We start from the raw sequence: 24969 nt of genomic DNA, 5'->3' as shown, positions 1-24969 counted from the left end.
CCTTCGGGCGGAGTGGCGCCCTTGCGTGAGCCCCGCGGCGGTCTTCGCGGATGCGAAGTCGCCTTATCGCAGTCCTAAACCCTCCCCAATCCTGCCGCAAGCGTGACCATGGTTCAGGAACGGGCAGCCAGGCGCGCACGTGCAATAGCAAGCTCTTGCGGGGTGTTCACATTGTAGAACGGGTCGTCGGTGCCGCCGTCCCAGCCAATTGCTGCGCCGCCGAGCAGGTCGATCACCAGCCCGACCCGGCGCTCGCCGGCCGCGAGCAGCGCGCGCAGCCGCCCGCGGACTGCAACCGGCCACAGCGCCACCACCGGATGGCGCCGGCCGAGGGACGACGCGCAGGCCGGCCCGCCCCCCTCCGGCAGCCCCGCGAGCAGCCGGGCGGCGAGGTCCGGCGGCAGGAAAGGCGCATCGGCCGGAGCGGTCAGAAGCAAGGCGCCGGGCATCTGTGCCGCGATCAGATCGAGCCCGGCGAGCACGCCGGCGAGCGGGCCGGGCCGGTCGGGCAGGGCATCGGCGATCACCGGCAGGCCGAGCGGGGCGAGCGCATCCGCATCATTGCCGCTGACATAGAGGCGGGCGACCTGGGGGCGCAGGTGCTCGGCCACGTGCGCCGCCAGCGGCCGCCCGCCGAGCAGCACCATCGGCTTGGGCAAAGCTCCCGCGGCGGACGCGCCCATGCGCCGCCCGTGGCCGCCGGCGAGGATCAGGCCGATCACCGTCGGCGCCCGCGGCGCGGCCGGGTCCGACGGCAGCGGGGCGGTGGGAGAGGCAGGGGCATCGCGGCCGGACATGGGGCCAGCATAGCAGAACGCCCGGCGCGGGGCCGGGCGTTCGCAGGCAGGGTCTCACCCCGAGATCGTCAGCCCGAGGTCTTCGGCGCCAACCGGTCCGGCCCGGTCCCGGGCGCCCCGAGCCTCACTCGGCCACCGCCGGCGGCGCCGGCGGAGCGGCGAGGCCGAGGCGGCGCGGCACCGCCGCGATCCGCGTGCCGAGCGCCCGCCAGGTGGCGGCGTCGTTCAGGCGCGAGGGCTCGAAGGCGCCGATCAGGGCCGCCGCGACGAACGGCAGGCTCTGCACCATGAGCGCAATCCCGTAGAGATTGATTTCCCGGATGTGGCGCCAGTCGTTCTTGGTCAGCGCGACGCCCGGCAGGTTGTTGAGCGCCAGCAGGGCGATGCCCGCGAGCAGCAGCAGAGCGCCGATGCTCGCCTCCGGCAGCGCCGGGAACGAGCGCGCCGCCCCGGCGAGCCAGTTGTTGCCCTTGGCGGTGCGGGCGAAGGCGAGGTCCTTGTAGCGGAACCCGTCCAGCACCGCCTTCGCCACCGTGAACTGCACCGCGCTCGCCGCGATCGCCGCGCCCAGCATGCGCAGCGGCGTGGAGGCGACGCGCAGCTTGTAGAGGCTGACGAAGTGCAGAGCGTAGATCAGGAAGGTGGCGACGATCGGCAGGGTGAGCACATAGGCCGGCACCGACACGCCGAACAGCAGCACGAACGGCACGAAGGCGAGGGAGGCGAGGGCCATGAAGGCGCCCACCGATTCCGAGCCGAGCCAGGAGATCCAGCCGAGCACGAAGTGGCGGCGCTGGGCCGTGGTCAGGCGCGAGCGGCTCGGCAGGAAGCGCCGCCAATGCTTCTTGATGATCTGGAAGCCGCCATAGGCCCAGCGGTGGCGCTGCTTCTTGAACGCCTCGAAGGTGTCGGGCAGCAGGCCGTAGCCGTAGCGCCTGCGGGTATAATGGGTCTTCCAGCCGTTCTCGGCGATGGACAAGCCGAGGTCGGTGTCCTCGCAGATGGTGTCGGACGACCAATTGCCGGCCTCCACCATGGCGGCGCGGCGGATCAGGCACATGGTGCCGTGCACGACGATGGCGTCGTCCTCGTTGCGCTGGACCATGCCGATGTCGAAGAAGCCGGCATATTCGGCGTTCATGGCCTCGTGCAGCAGGCTGCGCGTGCCGTCGCGGTGGTCCTGCGGCGCCTGGACCAGGCCCACGGTCGGGTCCTCGAACACCGGCACGAGGTCCTTCAGCCAGTCCGGGGTGACCGCATAATCGGCGTCGATGACGCCGATGATCTCGGCGTCGGGCGCGGTGGCCTCGAGCGCGATGCGCAGGGCCCCGGCCTTGAAGCCCGCGACCTTCTCGGCATTGATGAACTTGAAGCGCTCGCCGAGCAGCTCGCAATGGGCGCGCACCGGCTCCACCATCGCCGGGTCCGGCGTGTTGTTGACGATGATCACGGCCTCGAAATTGGGATATTCGAGCCGGGCGAGCGCGTCGATGGTCTGCTTCAGCATCTCCGGCGGCTCGCGATAGGCGGGCACGTGGATGGAGACCTTGGGGAAGCGCGAGGGCGCGGAGGGTTTCTGCGCCTCCACCAGCCGGACCGGGCCGCGGCCGAACACCACCGCCGCCAGCTCCTCGATGCGGTAGAGCAGCACGAACACCAGCGGCACCAGCATCAGGACGCTGAGCGCCAGGGTGACGTAGTCGCCGCCCATCACATAGTGGTTCATCCAATAGTCGACCACTAGCGCCAGCCAGGCGGCGACCGCATTGCCGGCGCCGGCGAGCACGAAGCCCTGCGAGATCGTCACCTCGCGCATGCGCAGCAGCGGCAGGGCGAACAAAACGCCGACCAGCAGCGCCAGGATCGCGGTCTGGTTGTAGGTGGTCTCGAAGATCGGGCCGGTGAGCGGGAATTTGAGGTTGCGGTCGGCGTCGAACACGCCCCAATACTGGCCCACCGAGCCTTCGTTCTGCTTCTTGGGCAGGTCGAACGCCTCGATGATGTTGTACTCGATGCCGAGCGCGTCCGCGCGCGCCACGAAATCGCGGATGATCTTGGCCTGCCACATGGGATCGGGCACCGAGGCGCCGCGGTTGTAGCCGTGCGAGGGCCAGCCGAACTCGCCGACGACGATGCGCTTGCCGGGATAGGCGGCGCGCAGGCGGTTGTAGGCGCTGATGGTGTAGTCCACCACCTGGTCCGCCGGCACGTCCTCCCAATAGGGCAGGATATGGGCGTAGATGAAGTCCACGGACGAGGCGAGCTCGGGGGTCTCGAGCCAGGTGTTCCAGATCTCGCCCGTGGTCACCGGCACGTTGACCTGGCGCTTGACCTTGCGGATCAGTGCGGCGAGCTCGGCTTCCTTCATGTCGCCGCGCAGCATGGTCTCGTTGCCGACCACCACGGCGTCCACGTTGCGGTTGCGCCGGGCGATCTCGATGACGTTGGCGATCTCCTTGTCGTTCCCGGCCTTGGCCTTGGGATCGGGGGCGCCGTATTTGTCGGTCTCGCGGTTGAGCCAGGCGCCCGCGGTCACGCGCAGGTCCTGCTCGCCGGCGATCGCCGCGATCTGTTCCTTGCCGTGGGTGGAGGAATAGGTGCGGATGGCGCGCGAATAGGGCGCCACCGCCTTCACGTCCGACCGGATCTGGTCGGCGTTGGTCACCGCCTCGCCCTCCGGGCTCATGTGCCGGCTGAAGGGCGCGAAGGAGAGGCTGCGGAAGCGCTCCGTGATGTTCGGAGCCTCGGCCTCTGGACGCAAAGAAAGCCACATCGCGGCGTGGAACGAGGTCACAACCGCAATGATCGCCGCCGCAGCAGCAAGACCGGGACGCATGGCAATGCCCACCCAAGAAGGGAAGTTCACCCCCCGAACGCTGGCTTAGGGCGGAGGGTTCCAGGAGACTTACCGGGGCACCGTTTCGACCTGCCCCCGCAGTCGGCCGTGCGTCTTGTCGTTGCACCGCACCGAGAGACTAACACTCTCGAATAAGGAGATAAATGGGGAGTGTGGCGGCCGTTCGACAAGGGTGCGTCCGACACATGATGTCATTGCTGCGCCGGTGCGGCAATGAAATCAGGGTTAACCCAGCACTGGTGCGCCCGGCTGTTGAGGTTGGCCTGCGCCTTCTGGTCCAGATTGCCCTGCCGCACCAGGCAGCGGAAGGCCAGCTTCAGGTGCTCGGTCGGGCAGCCGAAGCGCTCGTAGATCTCGATGTGGCGCCGCGCGGTGTCGACGTCGTCGCGCCACAGCAAAGCGGCGATGCGCCGGCCGGTCCACACGCATTCCGGCAGCCCGGCGGTGCCCGGCAGCTTGGCCGCCTCGTTGAACTCCTCCACCGAGCGGCGCTGGGCCTCCTGGGCCGCCTTCTGCTCCGGGGTCAGCTCTTGGGCGGGCTTCTGGTCGGTGCCCTGGGTCTGGGCCGCGACGGGGGAGAGGCAGGCGAGGAGGACTGCGCCCACGAGGAGCGTAAGGCGAGAGCTGTGCATGTCGGCCATTTTCATCGGAAGGGAGCGGCGGTCGGCGGAGACACCCTAGGAGATGGTGGGGATTTTGTCAGCATGACGACGCGGCTTCCGCAGGGTGGCGTGGGGCGGCGGGGCCGGGCAAGCGGCTTCCCAGCCGAGGGGGAAACCTCTATGTGGCGTGTCTGGTCCCGCCCCGGGAGAATTTCCCTTGTCCCTGCGAATGCCGATCGCCTCCGCTCTGGTCGTCAGCGCGCTGCTCGCCGTGCTCTGGGCGCTGGTCGGACAGAAAGTGGCGATGCCGCCGTCGCCGCTCGCCCCCGGCGAGAAGCTGCCCTGCGTCTCCTATGCGCCGTTCCGCGACGGGCAGTCGCCGTTCGATCGCCCGCTCGCCATTCCCGAGGTGCAGATCGACCAGGATTTCGCCCGCCTCGCCCCGCTCACCGCCTGCGTGCGCACCTATTCCATCGAGGCCGGGCTCGACAAGGCGCCGGCGCTGGCCCGCAAGCACAAGCTCGCTCTGCTCATGGGCGTGTGGCTGAGCGCAGATCCCGAGCGCAACCGGCAGGAGCTCGACGAGAGCATCCGCATCGCCAACGAGAACCGCGACGTCATCAAGGGCCTGGTGGTCGGCAACGAGGTGCTGCTGCGCGGCGAGATGTCGCCCATGGAGCTCTCCGACACGCTCAAATACGTGCGCGCCAAGGTGGCGCCGATCCCGGTAACCTATGCCGACGTGTGGGAATTCTGGGAGCGCAACAAGGGCCTCGCGGCGGACGTCGACTTCGTCACCATCCACATCCTGCCCTATTGGGAGGACCTGCCGGTCTCCGCCGCCGAGGCCGGGCCGCACGTGGACCGGATCCGCCACGAAATGGCGGACGCCTTCCCGGGCAAGGAGATCCTGATCGGCGAGACCGGCTGGCCCAGCGCCGGCCGCATGCGCGAGGAGGCGCTGCCCTCGCCGGCGAGCCAGGCTCTGGTGCTGCACGACCTCATGGCGCTCGCCAAGCGCCAAAACTACCGCGTGAATTTCATCGAGGCGTTCGACCAGCCCTGGAAGCGGCGCAGCGAGGGCACGGTGGGCGGCCATTGGGGCCTGCTCGACGCCCATGCGCGCGCGCCCAAGTTCGCCTGGGGCGCGCCGATCTCCGATTTCCCGTTCTGGCCGGTGAACATCCTGGTGGGCGTGCTGGTGGTGGCGGCGGCCCACGGCGCCGCCATCTGGGGCGCCCGCGCCGGCGAGCGCGGCGCGCCCAACGGCGCCCCCATGGGCAATCTGGACTGGTCCGCGGTGGGCGCGCTCGCGCTCGCCTCGGGCGCGACCCTCGGCCAGGCCGGGGTCAACCTGCAGCTCGAAAGCCTCGGCGTGTTCGGCTGGCTGCGCAACGGCGCCTTCTTCGCGCTGGCGCTGGCCAGCGCGGTCGCGCTGCCGTGGCTGGTGGGGCGCGGGCAGGGGCTGGTGGCGCTCTCGCACCTGCTCGATCCCGCGCGGCGGGCGCGGGCGCGCGGCCCGGCCCTGGTGGCGGGGCTGGTTCTGGCGGCGACGCTGACCGCCGTGGGGGTCGCCGCGCTCGAACTGGTGTTCAACCCGCGCTACAAGGATTTTCCGGACTTCGTGCTCACCGGGCCGGCGCTGGGCGTGCTGGTCCTGGCGCTGCTGCTGCGGCCGGCGCGCACCGGTTTGTCCGCCACCGAGGAGATCGCGCGCTACGCCTTCCTCGGCGCGGCGATCTACATTCCGCTCAACGAGACCCTCGCCAACTGGCAGGCGGCGTGGTTCGGCGGGCTGTGCCTTGCCGTATCGCTCACGGTGTGGCGGGTCCTGGCCGTGCAAAGGACAGCATGAGCCCCATGGCGGCGAGCGCGCCGGCTAGCTCGTTGTGGAACACCAGCGCCAGTCCCGAGAAGGCGAGCCCCACCGCGAAGGCCGGCAGGCTCGGGCGCACCAGCTGCATCGCCGCCGCGGCGAGCGCGATGGCGCCGAACACGTCCCAGGTATAAAGCGCGAGCACGGCGGTGCGGGTGTAGCACTGGGCGCTCTCCAGCCCGGCCTCGCAGGCGAGGCGCACCAAGGCCGGCTCCAGCACCAGAAAGCGCACATAGAGCGCCCAGCCGACCGCGCCCATGCCGAGAGGAATGAGCCAGTTGAGGGTCCGCGGGCCGGGGCGGAACAGGGTGCCCCCGCCGGCGTCGGCGTCGCTGCGTGAGGGGTCGGTGCCGATGTCGCTCATGGTCCGGTCGCCAATTCCCGTCGCCCGTTGCCCGGTTCCCGTCGTCCGGCGCCGTCGGTCCGCCGGTCGACGCGGCCGGCCCGTTGCGGCGTGCTCCTGCCTCATACGCCGGGCGCCGAGGCCGGTCCAGTGGGGCCGGCGCCGGGCGCCGCGCGCCGGGCTGCCGCTGCTTGATCCTCGGAGCGCGGCGCCGCGGGCGCTTTCCCAAAGGCGCGGTCCGCTCTAAGGGATTGGCCCGGCGCCGCTGTGCGCGCCGCGATTCTGGCCCGCGGTCCGCGTCGGCGCGGCCGGCGATGGAATGTCCGCGATGGGTGTCCGGGGGGGAACGCTGATGGGAGATCGCAGCCTGCTGGTCGTCGTGCTCGCCGCCGGGGAGGGCACGCGCATGGCCTCCAAGCGGCCCAAGGTGCTGCATCAGGTGGCGGGGCGCACCATGCTCCACCATGTGCTCGCCGCCACCGCGCAAGCGGGCGCCACCGCCACCGCCGTGGTGATCGGGCCGAACCGGGACGACGTCGCCGCCGAGGCGCACCGGGTCTCGCCGGACGCGCAGGTGTTCGTGCAGAACGAGCGGCTCGGCACCGCCCATGCGGTGCTCGCCGCCCGCCGGGCGCTGGAAGCGGGCGCGGACGACGTGCTGGTGCTCTATGCCGACACGCCGCTGGTCACGCCCGCGACCCTGGAGCGCCTGCGCGCGCCGCTCGCCGCCGGCGCCGGCGTCGCGGTGCTGGGCTTCCGCCCGGCCGACCCCGCGGGCTATGGCCGCCTCGTCACCGACGGCGAGGCGCTGGTCGCGATCTGCGAGGAGAAGGACGCGAGCGCGGCCGAGCGCGCCATCGGCTTCTGCAATGCCGGGCTGATGGCGCTCGCCGGCAAGGACGCGCTGGCGCTGCTCGAGCGCATCGGCAACGCCAATGCCAAGAGCGAATATTATCTCACCGACGCGGTGGTGCTCGCCCGCGCGGCCGGCCTTCCCGCCGTCGCCATCGAGGCCGACGTGGAGGAGGTGGCCGGCGTCAACAGCCGGCTCCAGCTCGCCGAGGCGGAAGCGATCATGCAGGCGCGCCTGCGCCGCGCCGCCATGGCCGGCGGGGCGACGCTGGTCGCCCCCGAGACGGTGTTCTTCTGCGCCGACACGGTGCTCGGCCGCGACGTGCTGGTGGCGCCGAACGTGGTGTTCGGCCCGGGCGTGCGGGTGGGGGACGACGTGGTGATCCACGCCTTCTGTCACCTGGAGGGCGCGGTGCTGGAGCCGGGCGTCACCATCGGCCCCTATGCGCGGCTGCGGCCCGGCACGTGGCTCGAGAGCGGGGTGCGCATCGGCAATTTCGTGGAGACCAAGGCGGCCCACATTGAAAGCGGCGCCAAGGTGAACCACTTGTCCTATGTGGGCGACGCCCATGTGGGGGCGGGCGCCAATCTCGGCGCCGGCACCATCACTTGCAATTATGACGGCTTCTCCAAGTTCCGCACCGAGATCGGCGCGGGCGCCTTCATCGGCGTCAACGCCGCTCTGGTGGCGCCGGTGAGCATCGGCAAGGGCGCCTTCGTCGGCACCGGCGCGGTGATCACCGAGGACGTTCCGGACGACGCCCTCGCTTTGGCGCGCAGCCGCCAGGTGGTGAAGGAGGGCTGGGCCAAGGCCTTCCGGGAGCGCCGCGCGAAGGAGAAGGACAAGTCCGACACCTGACAGGAACCGAAAGGCGAAGTGATGCCGACCGCAACCCGGATCGCGCTAGACAAGGCGGCGTTCAGGTTTGCGGTGCATCATTGAGGAGCAGGGCCCGCAGGGGCGGCGGGCGCCACGACATCGGGGGAGCATCACGGCATGTGCGGCATCGTCGGCATTCTGGGCAAGGACGCGGTGGCGGAGAAGGTGGTGGAATCCCTCCGCCGCCTCGAATATCGCGGCTATGACTCGGCCGGGGTCGCGACCCTCGAGCACGGCCACCTGGAGGTGTGCCGGGCCGAAGGCAAGCTCAAGAACCTGGAGCACAAGCTCGACAAGCATCCCATGGGCGGCCATTCCGGCATCGGCCACACCCGCTGGGCGACCCACGGCAAGCCTTCCGAGCGCAACGCCCATCCCCACGCCACCAAGCGCGTCGCCGTGGTGCACAATGGCATCATCGAGAATTTCCGCGAGCTGAAGCGCGAGCTGGAGTCGGAGGGCGTCGTCTTCTCCAGCGACACCGACACCGAGGTGGTGGCGCAGCTGGTCGATCGCCAGCTGCTCGCCGGCAAGAGCCCGGCGGCGGCGGTGGCGGCCGTGCTGCCGCGCCTGAAGGGCGCGTTCGCGCTCGGCTTCCTGTTCGACCGCGAGACCAATCTGATGATCGCCGCCCGGCGCGGCTCGCCGCTCGCCATCGGCTACGGCAAGGGCGAGATGTTCCTCGGCTCGGACGCCATCGCGCTCGGCCCGTTCACCGACCGCATCTCCTATCTGGAGGAGGGCGACTGGGCGGTGCTCACCCGCGAAGGCGTGGAGATCCGCGACGAGAGCGGGCGCATCGTCGAGCGGCCGATCCAGAAGGTGCCGGCGGGCGCGCTGCTGGTGGACAAGGGCAACCACCGCCACTTCATGGCCAAGGAGATCTACGAGCAGCCGGAGGTGATCGCCCACACCTTCTCGCACTATCTCGACCTTGCCGCCGAGACCGTGGCGCTGCCCGACCTGCCGTTCGACCTCGCCGAGATCCAGCACATCTCCATCACCGCCTGCGGCACCGCGCTCTATGCGGGGGCGGTGGCGGAATACTGGCTTGAGCGATTCGCCCGGGTTCCGGTCTCCACCGACATCGCCTCCGAGTTCCGCTACCGCGAGACGCCGCTCACCCCCGGCGGGCTCACCATCGTCATCTCCCAGTCCGGCGAGACCGCGGACACGCTCGCCTCGCTGCGCTACGCCAAGGAGTGCGGCCAGAAGGTGCTGGCGGTGGTGAACGTGCCGACCTCCACCATCGCCCGGGAGGCGGACGCGGTGCTGCCGATCCTCGCCGGTCCGGAGATCGGGGTCGCCTCCACCAAGGCCTTCACCTGCCAATTGGCGACGCTCGCCTGCCTGTCGGTCGCCATCGGCCGCGCCAAGGGCCTGCTGTCGCAGGACGACGAGCACCGCCTGGTGCGCGCCTTCATGGAGGTGCCGCGCCTCATGACCGAGGCGCTGAAGCTCTCGCCCGAGATCGAGGTGCTCTCGCGCACTTTGGCGAAGGCGCAGGACGTGCTCTATCTCGGCCGCGGCACCAATTTCCCGCTGGCGCTCGAAGGGGCGCTGAAGCTGAAGGAAATCTCCTACATCCACGCCGAGGGCTATGCCGGCGGCGAGCTCAAGCACGGCCCGATCGCGCTGATCGACGAGACCATGCCGGTGGTGGTGATCGCCCCGCACGACCGGATCTTCGACAAGACCGTCTCCAACATGGAGGAGGTGGCGGCGCGCGGCGGCAAGATCATCCTCGTCACCGACCCCAAGGGGGCCGCCGAGGCCCGCGTGGACGCGATCCAGAAGCTGATCCTGCCGGAGATGCCGGCGACCATCTGCCCGATGGTCTATTCCATCCCGGTCCAGCTGATCGCCTACCACACGGCGGTGATCATGGGCACCGACGTCGACCAGCCGCGCAACCTCGCGAAGTCGGTGACGGTGGAATAAGGGAGCGGCCGGCAGGCGCGGTCCGCAGGCGCGGCCGGCTCCAAACGCCGCCACAGGGATCGCGGGGCGGGCGGCCAACGGGCCACTGTCAGGCCTGCCGTCAGGCGCGCTCAGGGCCGGCGCGGGGCTTTTCCCTTCGGCGGCTTGCCGCGCGGCGCGTAGCCTTTCGGGCCGCTTTCGAACCCGCCCGGCCGGTCGCGCCCGGCCGGGCGCTTGCCGGGACCGCGGCCTTCGGGATTCGGCCCGCGCGGGCCCTCGTGCACGGTCCGCTCGCGGAACGACGCGCTCCGGGCGGGCCGGTCGGGATGCGGCTTCGCGCGCGGCGGCTTGCCGCGTCCGGGGCGCTCGGGACGGCCCGCCGGCGCGCCGCCCGCGAGCGGCTCGATCACCACGTCCGAGCCGTCCGGCGTCAAGAGCGCCTGCGCGAACGCGGCGGCGGCGCCGGCGGCGACCTCGAACGCGGTCTCCTGATCGAAGATGCGGATGGCGCCGATGTCCTCGCGCGTCACGTTGCCCCGCCGGCAGATGAGCGGCAGCAGCCAGCGCGGGTCGGCCTTGTTCCTGCGCCCGACATTGAGCCGGAACCAGGCGCCGCCCCCACCCGCCGGCCCGCCGGTGCCGCGCAGGGCCGCGCGCTCGCGCGCGCCGCGCGGCTCGCCGGGATCGGCCACGTCCTCCGGCGCCGGCAAACCGGCGCGATAAAGGCGCACCAGCGCCGCCACCAGATGCTCCGCCGGGTGCCGGGCCAGCAGCGTCTGGGCGACCGCGGCCTCGTCCTCGCTCGGCGCGTCGCTTAGCAGCGGATCGGCCAGCATGCGCTCGTGATCGAGCGTGCGGATGTCGTCCGGGGTGGGCGGCCCGGACCAGACCGGGCTCACGCCCAGGCCGCGCAGCAATTCCTCGGTGCGGCGCCGGCGGAACGGCGGCACCAGCAGCACGCTCACCCCCTTGCGGCCGGCCCGTCCGGTGCGGCCGCTGCGGTGCTGCAGGCTCTCGGCGTCGTTCGGCAGATCGGCGTGGATGACGAGGCCGAGGCGCGGCAGATCGATGCCCCGCGCCGCCACGTCGGTCGCCACGCACACCCGCGCACGGCCGTCGCGCAGCGCCTGGAGCGCGGCGTTGCGCTCGTTCTGGCTGAGCTCGCCGGACAGCGCGACCGCGGAGAACTGCCGCTCCAGAAGCCCCGCATGCAGATGCCGCACGGTCTCGCGGGTGTTGCAGAACACGATGGCGCTCGGCGCATCGAAATAGCGCAGCACGTTGACGACGGCGTGCTCGACGTCCTTCGGCACCACGCGGATGGCGCGGTACTCGATGTCGGCGTGGCCCCCTTCCGCGCTCGTCACCTCGATGCGCAGCGCCTCGCGCTGGTAGCGCTTGGCCAAGGCGGTGATGGCGCGCGGCAGCGTGGCCGAGAACAAAAGGGTGCGCCGCTCCTTCGGGGTGGCGTCGAGGATGAACTGGAGGTCCTCGCGAAAGCCGAGGTCGAGCATCTCGTCGGCTTCGTCGAGCACCACCGCCTGGACCGCCGAGATGTCGAGACGGCCCCGCTCCAGATGATCGCGCAGGCGCCCCGGCGTGCCCACGACGATGTGGGCGCCGCGGCCGAGGGCGCGCTGCTCCTGGCGCGGATCCATGCCGCCGACGCAGGAGACGATGCGCGCGTCCGTGGCCGCATAGAGCCACGCGAACTCGCGCTGGACCTGGAGCGCGAGCTCGCGGGTGGGCGCCACCACCAGCGCCTGCGGCAGGCTCGCCGGTGCGAAGCGCGCGGCGTCGCCGAGCAGCGTGTCGGCGACGGCGAGGCCATAGGCCACGGTCTTGCCCGAGCCGGTCTGCGCGGACACCAGGAGGTCGCGGCCTGCGGCCTCGGGCGCCAGCACCGCGCGCTGCACTGGGGTCGGGGTGACGTAGTCCCGCTCCGCCAAAGCGCTCGCGAGCGCCGGATTGGTGGTCGTGAAGGGCATGGCCGGTTCCGCCTATCTTGCAATGTCGTCAGGCGTCGAACGGGAGCCATCGGAGGGGATGAAGGCGCCATCCATACCGGACTGGACCGCCTGATGCCACGCCCCCCGGGGGGCGCGTCGCCGCGGCGCGCCCGGGCGCCTACGAATTGGGCCGCGTCAGCATGAACAGCGCCAGCGCCGCGAACAGCGCCGCGAGCAGCACCAGCATGATGCGCGGCGCGCCGAAATACCAGGCGCCGGCGAGCGTGCCGACGAAGCTCGACATGGCGAGCGCCTTGGCGACCGGCGGGATGGCGCCGGTGGCCTTCCAGCGGGCGACGCTCGGGCCGAGATAGCGGTGGGCGAGCAGCCAGGCCTCGAAGCGCGGCGAGGAGCGCGCGAAGCACCAGGCGGCGAGGATCAGGAACACCGTGCCCGGCAGCATTGGCACCACCATGCCGATGGCGCCGACCAGCAGGAACAGGCTGCCGGCCACGAACAGCGCCCGGCGATAGAGCGCCTCGCGCGCGAACCAGCGCCGGGTGGCGCTCGGGGTGGCGGCGGGCGCCGCCCCGTCCGCCGCCGCCGGCACGCCGTCCGGTGCCGGAGAAAGCGCGTCGCCTTCCGTTTCGGCAAGCATGTTCTGGTCCCGCGCGGTCACGTCGTCCTCGCCTCATCCCGCGCCGAGCAGGCGCATGGCCGCGTCGCGCTCGTGCAGATAGAGCAGCGTGCGCAGCGGGGCCGAATCGGGCTCGGCCAGATCGGCATCCTGCCGCACCAAGGTGGCAGCCAGACGGCGGGCGGTCTCCATGTCGGCGGCATGCAGATCGAGCCGCGCGACGCGGAAGCCGGGCATGCCGCTCTGGCGCGTGCCGAGCACGTCGCCTTCGCCGCGCAGCCTGAGGTCCTCCTCGGCGAGGCGGAAGCCGTCCTGGCTCTCGCGCAGGATGGCGAGCCGCGCCTTGGCGGTCTCGCCCAGCGGCGCGCGGTAGAGCAGCAGGCAGGTGGAGGGCTTGTCGCCGCGCCCGACGCGCCCGCGCAGCTGGTGCAGCTGCGCGAGGCCGAAGCGCTCGGCGTGCTCGATCACCATGATGGTGGCCTCGGGCACGTTGACGCCCACCTCCACCACCGTGGTCGCCACGAGAAGCTGGGTCTCGCCGGCGGCGAAGCGCGCCATGGCCGCGTCCTTGGCGGTGCCGGACATGCGCCCGTGCACCAGGTCCACCTTCGCCCCGAAGCGCGCTTTGAGCGCCTCGAACCGATCGGTGGCGGCGGCGAGGTCGGAGGTGTCGGTCTCCTCCACCAGGGGGCAGATCCAATAAGCGCGGGCGCCCGCCGCCATGGCGCGGCCGACCGCCTCCACCACCTCGTCGAGCCGGTCGAGGGGCATGGCGCGGGTGTCGATCTCCTGCCGGCCCGGCGGCTTCTCGCGCAGCTCGCTCGCCTCCATGTCGCCGAACACCGTGAGCACCAGGGTGCGCGGGATGGGGGTGGCGGTCATCACCAGCATGTCCACGGCCTGCCCCTTGCGCGCCAGAGCAAGGCGCTGCTCGACACCGAACCGGTGCTGCTCGTCCACCACCGCCAGAGCAAGGTCGCGGAAGGCGACGTCGTCCTGGATCAGCGCATGGGTGCCCACCACGAGCCCAATGCGGCCCTCCGCGAGGCCGGAGAGGATGTCGGCGCGGGCGCGGCCCTTCTCCCGGCCCGTGAGCAGCGCCACCTCGATGCCGGCGGCCGCGGCGAGCGGGGCGAGGGTCTCCCAATGCTGGCGCGCCAGGATCTCGGTGGGCGCCATGATCGCCGCCTGCCGGCCCGCCTCCAAAGCGATGGCGGCGGCGAGCAGGGCCACCACGGTCTTGCCCGATCCCACGTCGCCCTGGATCAGGCGCAGCATGCGGGTCTCGGCGGCGAGGTCCGCGGCGATGGCGGCGAGCGCGGCCTCCTGCGCGCCCGTGAGGGTGAAGGGCAAAGCGGCGCGGATGCGTGCCGCCACCCGCCCGTCGCCGCATGTCTCGCGGCCGCCGGCCTTGAGGTCGCGGGCACGGGCGAGCGCGAGGCTCATCTGGTGCGCCAGAAGCTCGTCGAGCGCCAGGCGGCGCCAGGGCATTCCGGTCGGCTGCGCGTCCGCCGGCGTCTGCGGGCGGTGCAGGCGCACGAGCGCCTCCTGGAAGCTGGGCAGGCCGCTGCCCGGCGAGACGTTGGGCAGCCATTCGGCGAGGTTCGGCACCCGGTCGAGCGCCGCCGCCATGGCGCGCCGCAAATGTCCGGCGGCGAGACCCTCCACCAGGGGGTAGACCTGCTCCACCGGCGGCAGGCGGGCAAGCCCGGCCGCATCCAGCACCCGGTCCGGATGCACCATCTGGCGCAAGCCGTCATAGCGTTCGATGCGCCCGCACAGCCAGCGCGTGGCGCCCTCGGGCAGCATGTGCGCCATGCGCGCCGGGTCGGCCTTGAAATGCACCACCACGAGGTCGCCGGTCGGATCCGAGACGAAGGTGCGGTAGGGCGCCCGGCTGCCCGGCGGCGGGGGCTGGTGGCCGTCGACATGCACTTCCAGCGTCACGTCCGCGCCCTCGCGCGCCGCGGCGATGGTGGGGCGGGCGCGCCGGTCGACGAAGCTTGAGGGCATGTGGAACAGCAGGTCCACCACGCGCGGCGTCTCCCGGCCGAGCAGGCGGGCGAACGGGCGGATGGTCTTCGGGCCGATGCCGTCGAGGCTCGTGAGCGGCGCGAACAGGGGGTCGAGGGCGGCCGGGCGCATGGCGCGGGGAAGGTGGCCGAGCGCGCCTTCCGGCGCAAGGCCCGCCGCGCGCGGATGCGTCGCAAGGACGCGGGCTCGGTCCGGTTCAGCTTCGTGCGGAACTTGAACCGGGGTCAAATCTGTTATCTTTCCCGCGCGCAGTTGGCGGGTTCGGACAGATGCAATGAATGAGATGGAACCGGAAGGCCAGCCGGCGGACGGCGAGCGGGCGGAGCGGATGGCGTTCATCCTCGGCCTGCGCCAGCGCGGCATCCGGGACGTCGCGGTGCTGCGCGGCATGGAGCTGGTGCCGCGCCCGCTGTTCGTCGATCCGGCGCTGCGCCGTCATGCCTATGACGACGTGGCGCTGCCCATCGCCTGCGGCCAGACCATGTCGCAGCCGAGCCTCGTCGCCACCATGACCGAGGCGCTCTCGGTGACCGCCGACCACACCGTGCTGGAGGTGGGCACCGGCTCGGGCTACCAGGCGGCGGTGCTGGCCCATCTGGCGGCGCGGGTGGTGACCGTGGACCGCTACCGCGCCTTGGTGGCGGAGGCGCAGCCGCGTTTCGAGGTGCTCGGCCTCAAGAACGTCACCGCTTATGTGGGCGACGGCATGCTGGGCATGCCCGCCCGCGCGCCCTTCGACCGCATCATGGTGACCGCCGCGGCGCCGGACATTCCCATGGCGCTGGTGGATCAATTGAAGTTCGGCGGCGTCATCGTCATGCCGATCGGCGCGCCGGACGAGGCGCAGACGCTGGTGCGCTACGTGAAGGAACAGGCCGGCCGCACCCGCACCGAACTCATGCAGGTGCGTTTCGTGCCGCTGGTTCCTGGCGCTGCGGCAACACTCTGATTCAACTTTCAGTTCGCCGGTACCGGGATGCGTCGGGCCATTGGCAAGGCGCGCGCGCTGCCCTATCCAGCATCCAGTCTCATCGGGGTCGGAGTTCGACGTGCGCGTTTTGCGCCAGTGGCGTTTCCTCATTGTGTGCGCGCTGCTGGCCGGCGTCGGCACCGGCTGCGCCGGACGCCCGTCCGGCGTGCTGATCCCGGTCCCCGACACCGTGCCCGGCACCAGCCGCGTGAACATGGTGGTCGCCACCGTGCGCAAGCGCGTGGACACGCCGGACATCTTCTCGGGCGAGCGCGGCTGGCATCCCTCGTATGCGGAAGTGACGGTCTCGATCCCGCCGGACGGCGCCCGCAAGATCGGCGACGTGCAGTGGCCGCGTGCGGTGCCGGGCAATCCCGCCACCGACTTCGTCACCACCAAGCTCGACGAATTGACCCAGGACCAGGCCATCGCCTGGTTCAACGACCGCATCCAGCGGACGCCGGGGCGGCAGGCTCTGGTGTTCGTGCACGGCTTCAACCAGCGCTTCGACGACGCGGTGTTCCGCTTCGCCCAGATCGTCCACGATTCGCGCGCCGACGTGACGCCGGTGCTGTTCACCTGGCCCTCGCGCGGCTCGATCCTCGCTTATGGCTACGACCGGGAGAGCACCTCCTATTCGCGCGACAGCCTGGAGCGCATGCTCACCTTCATGGCCAAGGACCCCAAGGTGGGGGAGATCTCCATCCTGGCCCATTCCATGGGCAATGTGGTGACGCTGGAGGCGCTGCGGCAGATGGCGATCCGCAACGGCCGCATCCTGCCCAAGATCCGCTATGTGATGCTCGCCGCCCCGGACGTGGACGTGGACGTGTTCCACACCATCATGCGCGAGCTGGGCGAGCCGCGGCCGCAATTCACGCTGTTCGTGTCGCAGGACGACAAGGCGCTCGCGGTGTCGAAGCGGGTGTGGGGCGACGTGCCGCGCATCGGCCAGGTCGATCCCGAGCTCGAGCCCTACCGCACCGAGTTCGAGCGCTACAAGATCAACGTGCTCGATCTCACCAAGCTGAAGACCGACGACCCGCTGGCGCACGGCAAGTTCGCGGCCAGCCCCCAGGTGGTGCAGGCGATCGGCGCCCGCCTCGCAGAGGGCCAGACCATGACCGACAGCCGGGTCGGGGTGGGCGAGCATATCGTCGAGTTCACCACCAACGCCGCCTCCACCGTCGGCCATGCGGCCGGCCTCGTGATCGCCGCGCCGGTGGCGGTGGTCGATCCGAACACCCGCGAGAATTACGGCAAGCACATGGAGCAGCTGGGCAACGCCGCCTCCGACACGGCGGTCTCCGGCAAGCACGTGATGACGCCGGCGCCCGCCCAGTGAGGGCAGGGCGCCGCCGGCGCCGCAGGCCGCAGGCGGACATTCATCTAGAATCGTAGAAAATCTTTATAACTATTTGAATAACAACTAGAAACAGCGCATTTTAAAGCAGCGCATTCAAGGCCGGCCGACCGCGCGAGGCGCCGCTTCCGCCCCGGGCGCCCCGTGGGGCGGGATCGCCCGCACCGCCCCAAAAAATCGCGGTCCATGTCACACCACGCTCCGCCGCCTCGTCTTCTCGGCGTGTTCACCCCGCCTTGGAGACGACCATGACCACGCCGCGTATCGCCAACGCCTATTCGCTCGCGCCCGAGACCATCAAGGCCATGACGGGCGTGGAGGCCACGCTCGCCGCCAGCGGGCTCGACCACAATCTGCTGGAGCTCGTGAAGCTGCGCGCCTCGCAGATCAATGGCTGCGCCTTCTGCATCCACATGCACGCCACCGACCTGCGCCAGCACGGCGAGAGCGAGATGCGCCTCTACATGCTGAGCGCCTGGCGCGAATCCACGCTGTATTCCGAGCGCGAGCGCGCCGCCCTCGCCTGGACCGAGGCGCTGACGCGGCTTGCGGAAACCGGCGCGCCGGACGAGGATTTCGCCCTCGTCCACGCGGCCTTCACGGAGAGTGAGGTGGTGCGGCTGACCCTGGCCATCGGTGCCATCAATGTCTGGAACCGGCTGCAGGTGGGGCTGCGGGCCGCCCATCCCGTCGACGCCGCCCATGCCGCCTGACGCGGCGACGATCGCCTTCGAGGCGCACCGGCCCGGTCTGGTGCGCCTCGCCTACCGCATGCTCGGCTCCCTCGCCGAGGCGGAGGACGCGGTTCAGGAGGCCTGGCTGCGCTGGAGCCGCGCGGACCGCGACGCGGTGCGCGAGCCGCAGGCGTATCTGCGCCGCACGGTGACGCGGCTGTGCCTCGATGCCATGAAGTCCGCCCGCGCCCGCCGCGAGACCTATGTGGGCAGCTGGCTGCCCGAGCCGGTGATCGAGCCGGAGGACGAGGCCATGCGCGCCGACGAGATCACGCTGACGCTGATGCTGGCGCTGGAACGCCTCTCGCCGCTGGAGCGGGCCGCCTTCCTGCTGCACGACGTGTTCGCGGTGCCGCTCGAGGAGGTGGCGATCACGCTCGACCGCCAGCCGGCGAGCGTGCGCCAGCTCGCGGTGCGCGCGCGGGCGCATGTGCGCGCCGCCGCGCCGCGCTATCCGGTGGACAAGGCCGAGGGGGAGCGCATCGCCAAGGCCTTCTTCGCCGCCTCCACCACCGGCGACGTCGCGACGCTGCGCGCCATGCTCGCCGAGAGCGTGGTGCTCCACGCGGACGGGGGCGGGAAGGTGCGCGCCTTCATGAACCCGATCCGAGGCATCGAGCGGGCGGTGCGCCTGTTCGCGGGGCTGAGCCGCAAATATGCCAGCCAGCCGGCGCAGCTCGTGCGCCTCGCCGTGATCGACGGCTTGCCCGGCTATGTGAGCCGCGAGCGCGACGGCGTGCTGCAGACCACGGCGCTGGCGGTGGAGGCGGAGCGGATCGTCGCCGTCTACATCACCCGCAACCCGGAGAAGCTGACGCGGGTGGCGCAGGCGGAGGGCGGCGAACCCGCGCAGGAGTGAGCGGCGCCGCCCGCACCCTCAGTCGTTGAACACGAACTGCTGGTTGATCTGGCCGTGGCACGGCCAGGCCAGGATCTGCTGGCGCATGCGGATGTCCTGCGGCCGGCCGCCGCGGATGTCCCAGCACAGGCCATCGGCGGAGCGCACCGTGCTGGTCGCCTGGTCATAGAGCCAGGCCCCGACGACCTCGTTGCACGAGGTGATCAGCAACTGCTGCTTCATCACGCCGTCGACGCACAGATTGGGGTTGGCGCCGAGCCGGATGCGGCCATTGCGCGGGTCGAGCACGAACTTCTGCGGCGCCTGGCCGTGGCACTTCCACAGCATCACGGGCGTGCCGGGGGCGAACTTGCCGCCGGCGACGTCCACGCACAGGCCGGGCTCGTCCGCGCCTTCCGCGACCGTGTAGAAGGACTTGCCGCGCGCCTGCGCCGGGGGCGGCGGCTGCTGCGGACGGGGCGCGGCCTGCTGGGGCGGCGGCGGGGGCGCGCCCCCGCCCTGGCTCGCCGACAGGCAGCCGTCGAGCTTGGCGATGGTGTCGCTGCGCGCCGCGTCGACCCGGTTCGGCGTGTTCGCCTCGCACCACTGGAAATGGGTTTCCCAGTTCATGTTGAGGTTGCTGAATAGCGGGCACCGCGCCTGCTGGCCGCGCAGGAAGCTGGCCAGGATCTCGTTGGCGTAGGTGTAGCAAAAATCGGAGTTGCGCTGCGCCTCGGCGCGCGGCGCCGACAGGGCGAAAGCGAGGAGCGTCGCAAGGGCGATCAGGCCGCTGCGCAAGGTGGGCAATCGCATGATGATCGGCCTTTGGGAAGGGTCGTCCCGGATGGGCAAGCGTGGCTGTGGCGATAATATGGGCGCCCAGGGAATCCTGCAAGGTGAGCGCGTTCGGGGTGGTGCCGCCGTCTCGATCCGCCCTCACAGCTCCAGGTGGCGCGTCGCCTTGGTGCGGTCGGCGTTCAGCTCGGCCGTGGAGCCGGTCCAGGCGAGCCGGCCGCCCTCGATCACCACGTGCCGGTCGGCAATGCGCGCCAGCGCCTCGAGGTTCTTGTCCACCACCAGGATGGCGAGGCCGTCCGCGCGCAGCCCGGCGATGGCGGCCCAGATCTCGGCGCGGACCACCGGGGCGAGGCCCTCGGTGGCCTCGTCCAGCACCAGGAGGTCGGGGTTGGTCATCAGCGCGCGGGCGATCGCCAGCATCTGCTGCTCGCCGCCGGACAGCGCGGTGCCGAGATTGCCGCGCCGCTCCTCGAGGCGCGGGAACAGGCCGTAGGCGCGCGCCAGGGTCCAGCCGCCGTCCCGCCCGCGCGCGGTGGCGAGGAGGTTCTCCTCCACCGTGAGGCGGGGGAAGACCTGCCGGCCCTCGGGCACGTAGCCGAGCCCGGCGGCGGCGACGCGGTGCGGCGCCGCGCCGGTCATGTCGCGGCCCTTCACACGGATTGCGCCGGCGGTCGGCTTCAGCAGGCCGAACAGAGCGCGCAGGGTGGTGGTCTTGCCCATGCCGTTGCGGCCCATGAGCGTCACCACCTCGCCCGGCATCACCTCAAGCGCCATGGCGAACAGCACCTGCGCCCCGCCATAGCCGCAGTCGATCCCCTCCATGGCGACGAGCGGGGTGGTCATGGCACCGCCTCCTCGCCCAGATAGGCGCGGCGCACCTGCGGGTCGCGGCGCACCGCCTCGGGCGTATCGGTGATGGCGAGCGCGCCGGAGATCAGCACGCTGATGCGGTCGGCGAGGGCGAACACGGTCGCCATGTCGTGCTCCACCAGCAGCATGGGGATGCGGCCCTTGAGCGAGGCCAGAAGCGCGGTCAGCCGTTCGCCCTCGGCCCGTCCGGTGCCCGCCATGGGCTCGTCGAGCAACAGGAGCTTCGGCTCCTGCACCAGGCACATGGCGAGCTCCAGCGCGCGCCGCTCGCCGTGGGAGAGGGCGGCGGCCTTCTCGTCGGCGCGCGCGGCGAGGCCGACGCGCGCCAGCATGTGGCGCGCCTTGGCCTGCACCTCCCGGTCGGCGGCCGCGGGGCGCCAGCAGCGCAGGGTGCGCCCGCCGGCGACGATGGCGGCGAGCGCCACGTTCTCCAGCGCCGTGAAGCCGCCCACCACGTTGGAGATCTGGAACACCCGCCCGAGCCCGCGCCGCGCCCGCCGGGCGACGCCGAGGCGGGTCACGTCGGCGCCGGCGAAGCGGATGCGGCCGGCATCCGGCGCCAGCGCGCCGGCGATCTGGGCGATCAGCGTGGTCTTGCCGGCGCCGTTCGGGCCGATCAGGGCATGGACTTCGCCGGGGCGCACGTCGAGGCAGACGTCCTGCGTCACGTTGAGCGCGCCGAACGCCTTGCTGACATGCTCCAGCACCAGCACCGGCGCGGCGCGGCCCGGCTCCCGGAGCCCCTCAGCCATGGGCGGCGCCCCTCAGAAGACCCCGCACCTCGGCGCCGCGCAGCAGCACCGCGAAGAGGATGACGAGACCGAGGCCGAACTTCCAGTATTCGGTGAAGTGACCCAGCGTCTCGTCGATGGCCATGACGATGACGGCGCCGATCACCGCGCCGCCGAGCCGGGTGGTGCCGCCCAGCACCACCATCACGATCAGCTCGCCGGAGACGTGCCAGTTCATGGTGGCGGGGGAGACGTATTCCACCTGGTTCGCCAGCAGCACCCCGGAAAGGCCGGCGACGCCGCCCGCCGCCGCCAGCGCCAGCAGGCGGTGGCCGAAGGGATCGAGGCCGAGCGCGGCCAGCTTCTCCTCGTTGGCGCGGGCGGTGCGCAGCATCAGCCCGAACGGCGCGGCCGCGAGGCGCTCCAGCGCCAGCAGCGCCGCGCCGAGCAGGGCGATGGCGCAGATCGCGAGCTCGGTGTCGGTGCGCAGGAAGCGCGCGCCGAACAGCGTGGAGCGCGCGGCGATGCCGAGGCCGTCGTCGCCGCCGAAGGCGGACAGGCTGCCCGCCACGTAGAACAGCATCTGCGCGAAGGCGAGGGTGATCATGATGAAGTAGACGCCGCGCGTCCTGAGCGCGATCACGCCGGTGCCGGCGGACCACGCCGCCGCCGCCGCGAAGCCGAGCGGCGCCAGCACCAGCGCGTTGGTGATGCCGTATTCGCCGGCGATCAGCACCACATAGGCGCCGATGCCGAGCGGCGCCGCATGGCCGAAGCTCACCAGCCCGGCCTGGCCGATGAGGAAGGAGAGCGAGACCGCGGCGAGCGCCAGGATGGCGGTGCGGGCGATCAGGGTCGGCGCATAGCCCGAGCCCGACCAGGCCGCCAGCGCCAGCGCGGCGGCGAACAGCGCGATCAGCACCAGAGGGCGCGTGAGGTGGGCGCGCCACGGGCGGGGCGGCGCCGCTGGCACCCCGCTCACGAGGGCCGCCCGCCGAACAGGCCGGAGGGCCTGAAGCTCAGCACCAGCGCCATCAGCAGGTAGATCAGCATGGAGGACAGCGTCGGCCCAGCGGTGGCGGCGGCCGACTTGCCCACCAGCGCCCGCAGCAGGTCCGGCAGGAACGCCCGGCCCATGGTGTCCACCAGCCCGACCAGGATGGCGGCCAGGAACGCGCCCTTGATGGAGCCGATGCCGCCGATCACCACCACCACGAAGGCGAGGATCAGCACCTTGTCGCCCATGGTCGGCTCCACCGAGACCAAAGGCCCCGCCATGGCGCCGGCAAGCCCCGCCAGCATGGCGCCGAAGGCGAACACGAACAAAAACAGCCGGTCGATGTCGACCCCGAGCGCGGACACCATCTCGGGGTGGGTCGAGCCGGCGCGCACCCGCATGCCGGCGCGGGTGTGGTTCACCAGCACCCACAGCAGCACCGCCACGGCGAGCCCCACGGCGAGGATGACGAGCCGCCACACCGGATAGTTCAGCCCCGCAAACAGCGTCACCGAGCCGTTGAGCACGGCCGGCACCGGGAACGGCAGGGGCGCCGATCCGAAGATCATGCGCACGCCCTCGGTCACCACCAGGATGAGGCCGAAGGTGGCCAGCACCTGCTCCAGGTGGTCGCGCCGCGTGAGGTGGCGGAACACCAGAACCTCCATGGCGAAGCCCAGCGCCAGCGCCGCCAGCAGGCCGAGCGCGAGGCCGGCGGCGAAGCTGCCGCTCCAGGCCGAGAGCACCGCCACCAGATAGGCGCCGAGCATGTACTGGACGCCGTGGGCGAGATTGATGAAGTCCATGACGCCGAACACCAGCGTCAGCCCGGCCGCGACCAGGAACAAGATCACGCCCAGCTGCAGGCCGTTCAGGAGCTGGGAGAAGAACAGGGCCGCGGTCATGGGCTGGCGGGGGCTCGCTCGGCTTTCGGGTCAAGATCGCTTCAAACGAAAAGGCGCGCGGGCCGGACGGGTCCGCGCGCCTTCGGGGCAGGGCGGTCTATTTCAGCGGGCACTCGCCGACATAGGCGTCCGCCGCATTGTCGAACACCTTGGACTGGATCTGCGTGGCAAATCGCCCGTCGGGCCGCTTCACCGCCTTCACCACATAGAAGTCCTGGATCGGGAAGCCGTTGGTGTTGAAGGAGAAGTCGCCGCGCACCGATGTGAAGGGCGCGGAGGCCAGCGCCTTGCGGAACGCCGCCTTGTCGGCAACCTTGCCGCCGGCGGCCTTCAGCGCGCCGTCGATCAGCATGGCGGCGTCATAGCCCTGGGCCGCATAGAGCGAGGGCACGATGCCGTATTCCTTCTCGTAGGCGGCGACGAACGCCTTGTTCTGCGGCGTGTCGAGGTCGGGCGCCCACTCGGCGCCGGAGAGCAGGCCCACCGCCGCGTCCTGGGTGGCGGGCAAAGTGGTCTCGTCGATGGTGAAGGACGACAGGAACGGGATCTGCCCGGCGAGCCCGGCCTGCTGGTACTGCTTCACCAGGTTCACGCCCATGCCGCCGGGCATGAAGGTGAAGATGGCGTCGGGCTTGGCCGCCTGGATCTTGGCGAGCTCGGCCGAGAAATCGAGCTGGCCGAGCTGGGTGAAGATCTCCTCCACCACCTCGCCCTTGTAGTGGCGCTTGAAGCCGGCCATGGCGTCCTTGCCGGCCTGGTAGTTGGGGGCGAGCAGGATGACGCGCTTGAAGCCCTTGTCCTGGGCGTACTGGCCCATGACCGAGTGCACCTGGTCGTTCTGGTAGGAGGCGGAGAAGAAATAGGGCGAGCAGCCCTTGCCGGCGAGCGGGGAGGGGCCGGCATTGGCGGAGATCAGGAACGTCTCGTTGGCCAGCACCGGCTTCTGGATCGCCATCAGCACGTTCGAGAACACCGTGCCGGCGACGATGTCCACCTTGTCGCGCTCCATCAGCGCCTTGACCTTGGAGACCGCGACGTCCGGCTTCAATTCGTCGTCCACCACGATCACCTCGGTGGGCTGGCCGCCGAACTTGCCGCCCAATTGCTTCACCGCCAGCAGGAAGCCGTCGCGCATGTGCACGCCCAGCGCCGCCGGCGGCCCCGACAGCGTGGAGACGAAGCCGACCTTGACCGGGTCCGCAAGCGCCGCCGCCGGGGCGGCGAGGGCGGCTGCGGCGAGGGCCAAAGCGAGGAGGCGCTGGGTCGGCGAAGCGGGCATCGTGGGTGTCCTTCCGTTCAGGCACGGCCCCGGGCCCGCCGGCGCCGTGCCGCCATGGCGCCGGTTCGGCACGCATGGCGTCGGCGGGACCGGGGAACCGGGCCGAAGAGACCTGTGCGGTTTGCTATAGAAGGTTTTCGCGCGTTCCGGGAGACCCGCCGACGCGCTGCCCGCCAATGGCGGCCGGGGCGCCGGCCGGCCCGGCCGGTCCGGCTCAGTCGGGGGCCTCGCCGCCCGCGCCGCCGGACCTGCGCCCGGCGAGCGCGGCCTCCGCGCCGCGCTCCACCCATTGCACCACCGTGAGCAGGACCAGCGCCGCGCCGCCGCCGATGACGATCAGGTGCCAGGAGGCGAGCGCGCAGGCGATGCCCAGCGCCGCCGTCACCCACACCGCCGCGGCGGTGGTCAGGCCATGCACCTCCAGCGCCTTCTGGTCGCGCAGCACGACGCCGGCGCCGACGAAGCCGATGCCGGTGAGGACGCCCTGGATGATGCCCTGCACCACGCGGCTCATGGCGTCGGGATGGTCCGCCAGGCCCTCGACCCGGACCGCGGTGAGCGCCGTCAGCGCCGCGCCGAGGGCGACGAGGCCGAGGGTGCGGGCGCCCGTGGGCTTGCCCTTGAGGTCGCGGTTGAGCCCGATCAGCATGCCGAGCCCGACCGCCGCGCCGAGGCGCACCACCGCCTCGAGATCGTCCACGCCGAATTGCATCCCGGCTCCTCCGTTCGGGGCGGCC

21 protein-coding genes are annotated in these 24969 nt (G+C 71.4%); 7 read left to right on the top strand and 14 right to left on the bottom strand.

The annotated features are described in order from the left end of the window. Positions 1-113: 113 nt before the first annotated feature. The 3 genes from mobA to ABLE88_RS00995 form a co-directional block, all read right to left on the bottom strand. Positions 114-797 carry a molybdenum cofactor guanylyltransferase MobA gene (mobA, locus tag ABLE88_RS01005; RefSeq protein ID WP_348829490.1) on the bottom strand — a complete coding sequence of 228 codons (684 nt, stop codon included), beginning with the start codon at positions 795-797 and terminating at the stop codon, positions 114-116. Between the two features lie 124 nt (positions 798-921). Then, positions 922-3633, bottom strand: a complete 2712-nt coding sequence (locus ABLE88_RS01000; protein WP_348829488.1) for a glycosyltransferase — start codon at positions 3631-3633, stop codon at positions 922-924. Between the two features lie 212 nt (positions 3634-3845). Further along, complete coding sequence (locus tag ABLE88_RS00995; protein WP_348829487.1) at positions 3846-4286, bottom strand: hypothetical protein; 441 nt, start codon at positions 4284-4286, stop codon at positions 3846-3848. Between the two features lie 187 nt (positions 4287-4473). Between ABLE88_RS00995 and ABLE88_RS00990 the strand changes: the two genes are divergently transcribed. Continuing rightward, on the top strand, positions 4474-6111 hold the full coding sequence (locus ABLE88_RS00990; protein ID WP_348829486.1) for a glycoside hydrolase family 17 protein: 1638 nt from the start codon (positions 4474-4476) through the stop codon (positions 6109-6111). Here the strand turns inward: ABLE88_RS00990 and ABLE88_RS00985 are convergent. Next, positions 6071-6496, bottom strand: a complete 426-nt coding sequence (locus tag ABLE88_RS00985; RefSeq protein WP_348829485.1) for a hypothetical protein — start codon at positions 6494-6496, stop codon at positions 6071-6073. The genes ABLE88_RS00990 and ABLE88_RS00985 overlap by 41 nt on opposite strands. A gap of 331 nt (positions 6497-6827) precedes the next feature. On the opposite strand from ABLE88_RS00985, the gene glmU reads away from it, so the two are divergent. Beyond that, positions 6828-8186: a bifunctional UDP-N-acetylglucosamine diphosphorylase/glucosamine-1-phosphate N-acetyltransferase GlmU gene (gene glmU, locus ABLE88_RS00980; protein ID WP_348829484.1), complete on the top strand. Its 1359-nt coding sequence runs from the start codon at positions 6828-6830 to the stop codon at positions 8184-8186. 138 nt (positions 8187-8324) lie between these two features. Continuing rightward, positions 8325-10148, top strand: coding sequence for a glutamine--fructose-6-phosphate transaminase (isomerizing) (glmS, locus tag ABLE88_RS00975; RefSeq protein ID WP_348829483.1), 1824 nt, complete (start codon positions 8325-8327; stop codon positions 10146-10148). Positions 10149-10258: 110 nt separating this feature from the next. Here the strand turns inward: glmS and ABLE88_RS00970 are convergent, their stop codons facing one another. The 3 genes from ABLE88_RS00970 to recG all read right to left on the bottom strand — a co-directional run bounded on the left by ABLE88_RS00970 (position 10259) and on the right by recG (position 14858). Next, on the bottom strand, positions 10259-12115 hold the full coding sequence (locus ABLE88_RS00970; RefSeq protein ID WP_348829482.1) for a DEAD/DEAH box helicase: 1857 nt from the start codon (positions 12113-12115) through the stop codon (positions 10259-10261). Between the two features lie 139 nt (positions 12116-12254). Then, positions 12255-12734, bottom strand: a complete 480-nt coding sequence (locus tag ABLE88_RS00965; RefSeq protein ID WP_348829481.1) for a YbaN family protein — start codon at positions 12732-12734, stop codon at positions 12255-12257. A gap of 33 nt (positions 12735-12767) precedes the next feature. Next, complete coding sequence (recG, locus tag ABLE88_RS00960; protein WP_348831053.1) at positions 12768-14858, bottom strand: ATP-dependent DNA helicase RecG; 2091 nt, start codon at positions 14856-14858, stop codon at positions 12768-12770. Positions 14859-15030: 172 nt separating this feature from the next. Between recG and ABLE88_RS00955 the strand changes: the two genes are divergently transcribed. The 4 genes from ABLE88_RS00955 (at position 15031) to ABLE88_RS00940 (ending at position 18673) form a co-directional block, all read left to right on the top strand. Beyond that, positions 15031-15696, top strand: a complete 666-nt coding sequence (locus ABLE88_RS00955; protein WP_348831052.1) for a protein-L-isoaspartate(D-aspartate) O-methyltransferase — start codon at positions 15031-15033, stop codon at positions 15694-15696. A gap of 109 nt (positions 15697-15805) precedes the next feature. After that, on the top strand, positions 15806-17062 hold the full coding sequence (locus ABLE88_RS00950; RefSeq protein ID WP_510182867.1) for an alpha/beta hydrolase: 1257 nt from the start codon (positions 15806-15808) through the stop codon (positions 17060-17062). A gap of 266 nt (positions 17063-17328) precedes the next feature. Then, complete coding sequence (locus tag ABLE88_RS00945) at positions 17329-17793, top strand: carboxymuconolactone decarboxylase family protein (protein WP_348829479.1); 465 nt, start codon at positions 17329-17331, stop codon at positions 17791-17793. Continuing rightward, positions 17783-18673 carry a sigma-70 family RNA polymerase sigma factor gene (locus ABLE88_RS00940; protein ID WP_348829478.1) on the top strand — a complete coding sequence of 297 codons (891 nt, stop codon included), beginning with the start codon at positions 17783-17785 and terminating at the stop codon, positions 18671-18673. Before ABLE88_RS00945 ends, ABLE88_RS00940 begins: the two co-directional genes overlap by 11 nt. An 18-nt stretch (positions 18674-18691) precedes the next feature. On the opposite strand, the gene ABLE88_RS00935 is transcribed toward ABLE88_RS00940, so the two are convergent. The 7 genes from ABLE88_RS00935 to ABLE88_RS00905 all read right to left on the bottom strand — a co-directional run bounded on the left by ABLE88_RS00935 (position 18692) and on the right by ABLE88_RS00905 (position 24944). Next, positions 18692-19465 carry a ricin-type beta-trefoil lectin domain protein gene (locus tag ABLE88_RS00935; RefSeq protein ID WP_348829477.1) on the bottom strand — a complete coding sequence of 258 codons (774 nt, stop codon included), beginning with the start codon at positions 19463-19465 and terminating at the stop codon, positions 18692-18694. 123 nt (positions 19466-19588) lie between these two features. Continuing rightward, complete coding sequence (locus tag ABLE88_RS00930; RefSeq protein WP_348829476.1) at positions 19589-20293, bottom strand: ABC transporter ATP-binding protein; 705 nt, start codon at positions 20291-20293, stop codon at positions 19589-19591. Further along, positions 20290-21072, bottom strand: coding sequence for an ABC transporter ATP-binding protein (locus tag ABLE88_RS00925; protein ID WP_348829474.1), 783 nt, complete (start codon positions 21070-21072; stop codon positions 20290-20292). Before ABLE88_RS00925 ends, ABLE88_RS00930 begins: the two co-directional genes overlap by 4 nt. Further along, the gene (locus ABLE88_RS00920; RefSeq protein WP_348829473.1) at positions 21065-22033 is read right to left on the bottom strand and encodes a branched-chain amino acid ABC transporter permease; all 969 of its coding nucleotides are present in this window, start codon (positions 22031-22033) and stop codon (positions 21065-21067) included. The genes ABLE88_RS00925 and ABLE88_RS00920 overlap by 8 nt, the downstream gene beginning before the upstream one ends. Further along, entirely contained in the window at positions 22030-22953 is a 924-nt protein-coding gene (locus tag ABLE88_RS00915; protein ID WP_348829472.1) for a branched-chain amino acid ABC transporter permease, read from the bottom strand. Before ABLE88_RS00915 ends, ABLE88_RS00920 begins: the two co-directional genes overlap by 4 nt. A 97-nt stretch (positions 22954-23050) precedes the next feature. After that, entirely contained in the window at positions 23051-24232 is a 1182-nt protein-coding gene (locus ABLE88_RS00910; RefSeq protein WP_348829471.1) for an ABC transporter substrate-binding protein, read from the bottom strand. Between the two features lie 214 nt (positions 24233-24446). Continuing rightward, entirely contained in the window at positions 24447-24944 is a 498-nt protein-coding gene (locus ABLE88_RS00905) for an MgtC/SapB family protein (RefSeq protein WP_348829470.1), read from the bottom strand. Positions 24945-24969: the final 25 nt, after the last annotated feature.

Source organism: Xanthobacter luteus, from assembly GCF_040049235.1.
GTDB lineage: Bacteria > Pseudomonadota > Alphaproteobacteria > Rhizobiales > Xanthobacteraceae > Xanthobacter.
The sequence above is the reverse complement of the archived record's forward strand: the minus strand, read 5'-3'. Positions and strand labels throughout refer to the sequence as shown.

Coding starts and splice junctions, on each gene's coding strand:
- mobA (WP_348829490.1), bottom strand. CDS start 797: ATGTCCGGCCGCGATGCCCCTGCCTCTCCCACCGCCCCGCTGCCGTCG.
- ABLE88_RS00965 (WP_348829481.1), bottom strand. CDS start 12,734: ATGCTTGCCGAAACGGAAGGCGACGCGCTTTCTCCGGCACCGGACGGC.
- ABLE88_RS00925 (WP_348829474.1), bottom strand. CDS start 21,072: ATGGCTGAGGGGCTCCGGGAGCCGGGCCGCGCCGCGCCGGTGCTGGTG.
- ABLE88_RS00955 (WP_348831052.1), top strand. CDS start 15,031: ATGGAACCGGAAGGCCAGCCGGCGGACGGCGAGCGGGCGGAGCGGATG.
- ABLE88_RS00985 (WP_348829485.1), bottom strand. CDS start 6,496: ATGAGCGACATCGGCACCGACCCCTCACGCAGCGACGCCGACGCCGGC.
- ABLE88_RS00945 (WP_348829479.1), top strand. CDS start 17,329: ATGACCACGCCGCGTATCGCCAACGCCTATTCGCTCGCGCCCGAGACC.
- ABLE88_RS00910 (WP_348829471.1), bottom strand. CDS start 24,232: ATGCCCGCTTCGCCGACCCAGCGCCTCCTCGCTTTGGCCCTCGCCGCA.
- ABLE88_RS00905 (WP_348829470.1), bottom strand. CDS start 24,944: ATGCAATTCGGCGTGGACGATCTCGAGGCGGTGGTGCGCCTCGGCGCG.
- ABLE88_RS00930 (WP_348829476.1), bottom strand. CDS start 20,293: ATGACCACCCCGCTCGTCGCCATGGAGGGGATCGACTGCGGCTATGGC.
- ABLE88_RS00915 (WP_348829472.1), bottom strand. CDS start 22,953: ATGACCGCGGCCCTGTTCTTCTCCCAGCTCCTGAACGGCCTGCAGCTG.
- glmS (WP_348829483.1), top strand. CDS start 8,325: ATGTGCGGCATCGTCGGCATTCTGGGCAAGGACGCGGTGGCGGAGAAG.
- ABLE88_RS00935 (WP_348829477.1), bottom strand. CDS start 19,465: ATGCGATTGCCCACCTTGCGCAGCGGCCTGATCGCCCTTGCGACGCTC.
- glmU (WP_348829484.1), top strand. CDS start 6,828: ATGGGAGATCGCAGCCTGCTGGTCGTCGTGCTCGCCGCCGGGGAGGGC.
- ABLE88_RS01000 (WP_348829488.1), bottom strand. CDS start 3,633: ATGCGTCCCGGTCTTGCTGCTGCGGCGGCGATCATTGCGGTTGTGACC.
- ABLE88_RS00940 (WP_348829478.1), top strand. CDS start 17,783: ATGCCGCCTGACGCGGCGACGATCGCCTTCGAGGCGCACCGGCCCGGT.
- recG (WP_348831053.1), bottom strand. CDS start 14,858: ATGCGCCCGGCCGCCCTCGACCCCCTGTTCGCGCCGCTCACGAGCCTC.
- ABLE88_RS00995 (WP_348829487.1), bottom strand. CDS start 4,286: ATGCACAGCTCTCGCCTTACGCTCCTCGTGGGCGCAGTCCTCCTCGCC.
- ABLE88_RS00970 (WP_348829482.1), bottom strand. CDS start 12,115: ATGCCCTTCACGACCACCAATCCGGCGCTCGCGAGCGCTTTGGCGGAG.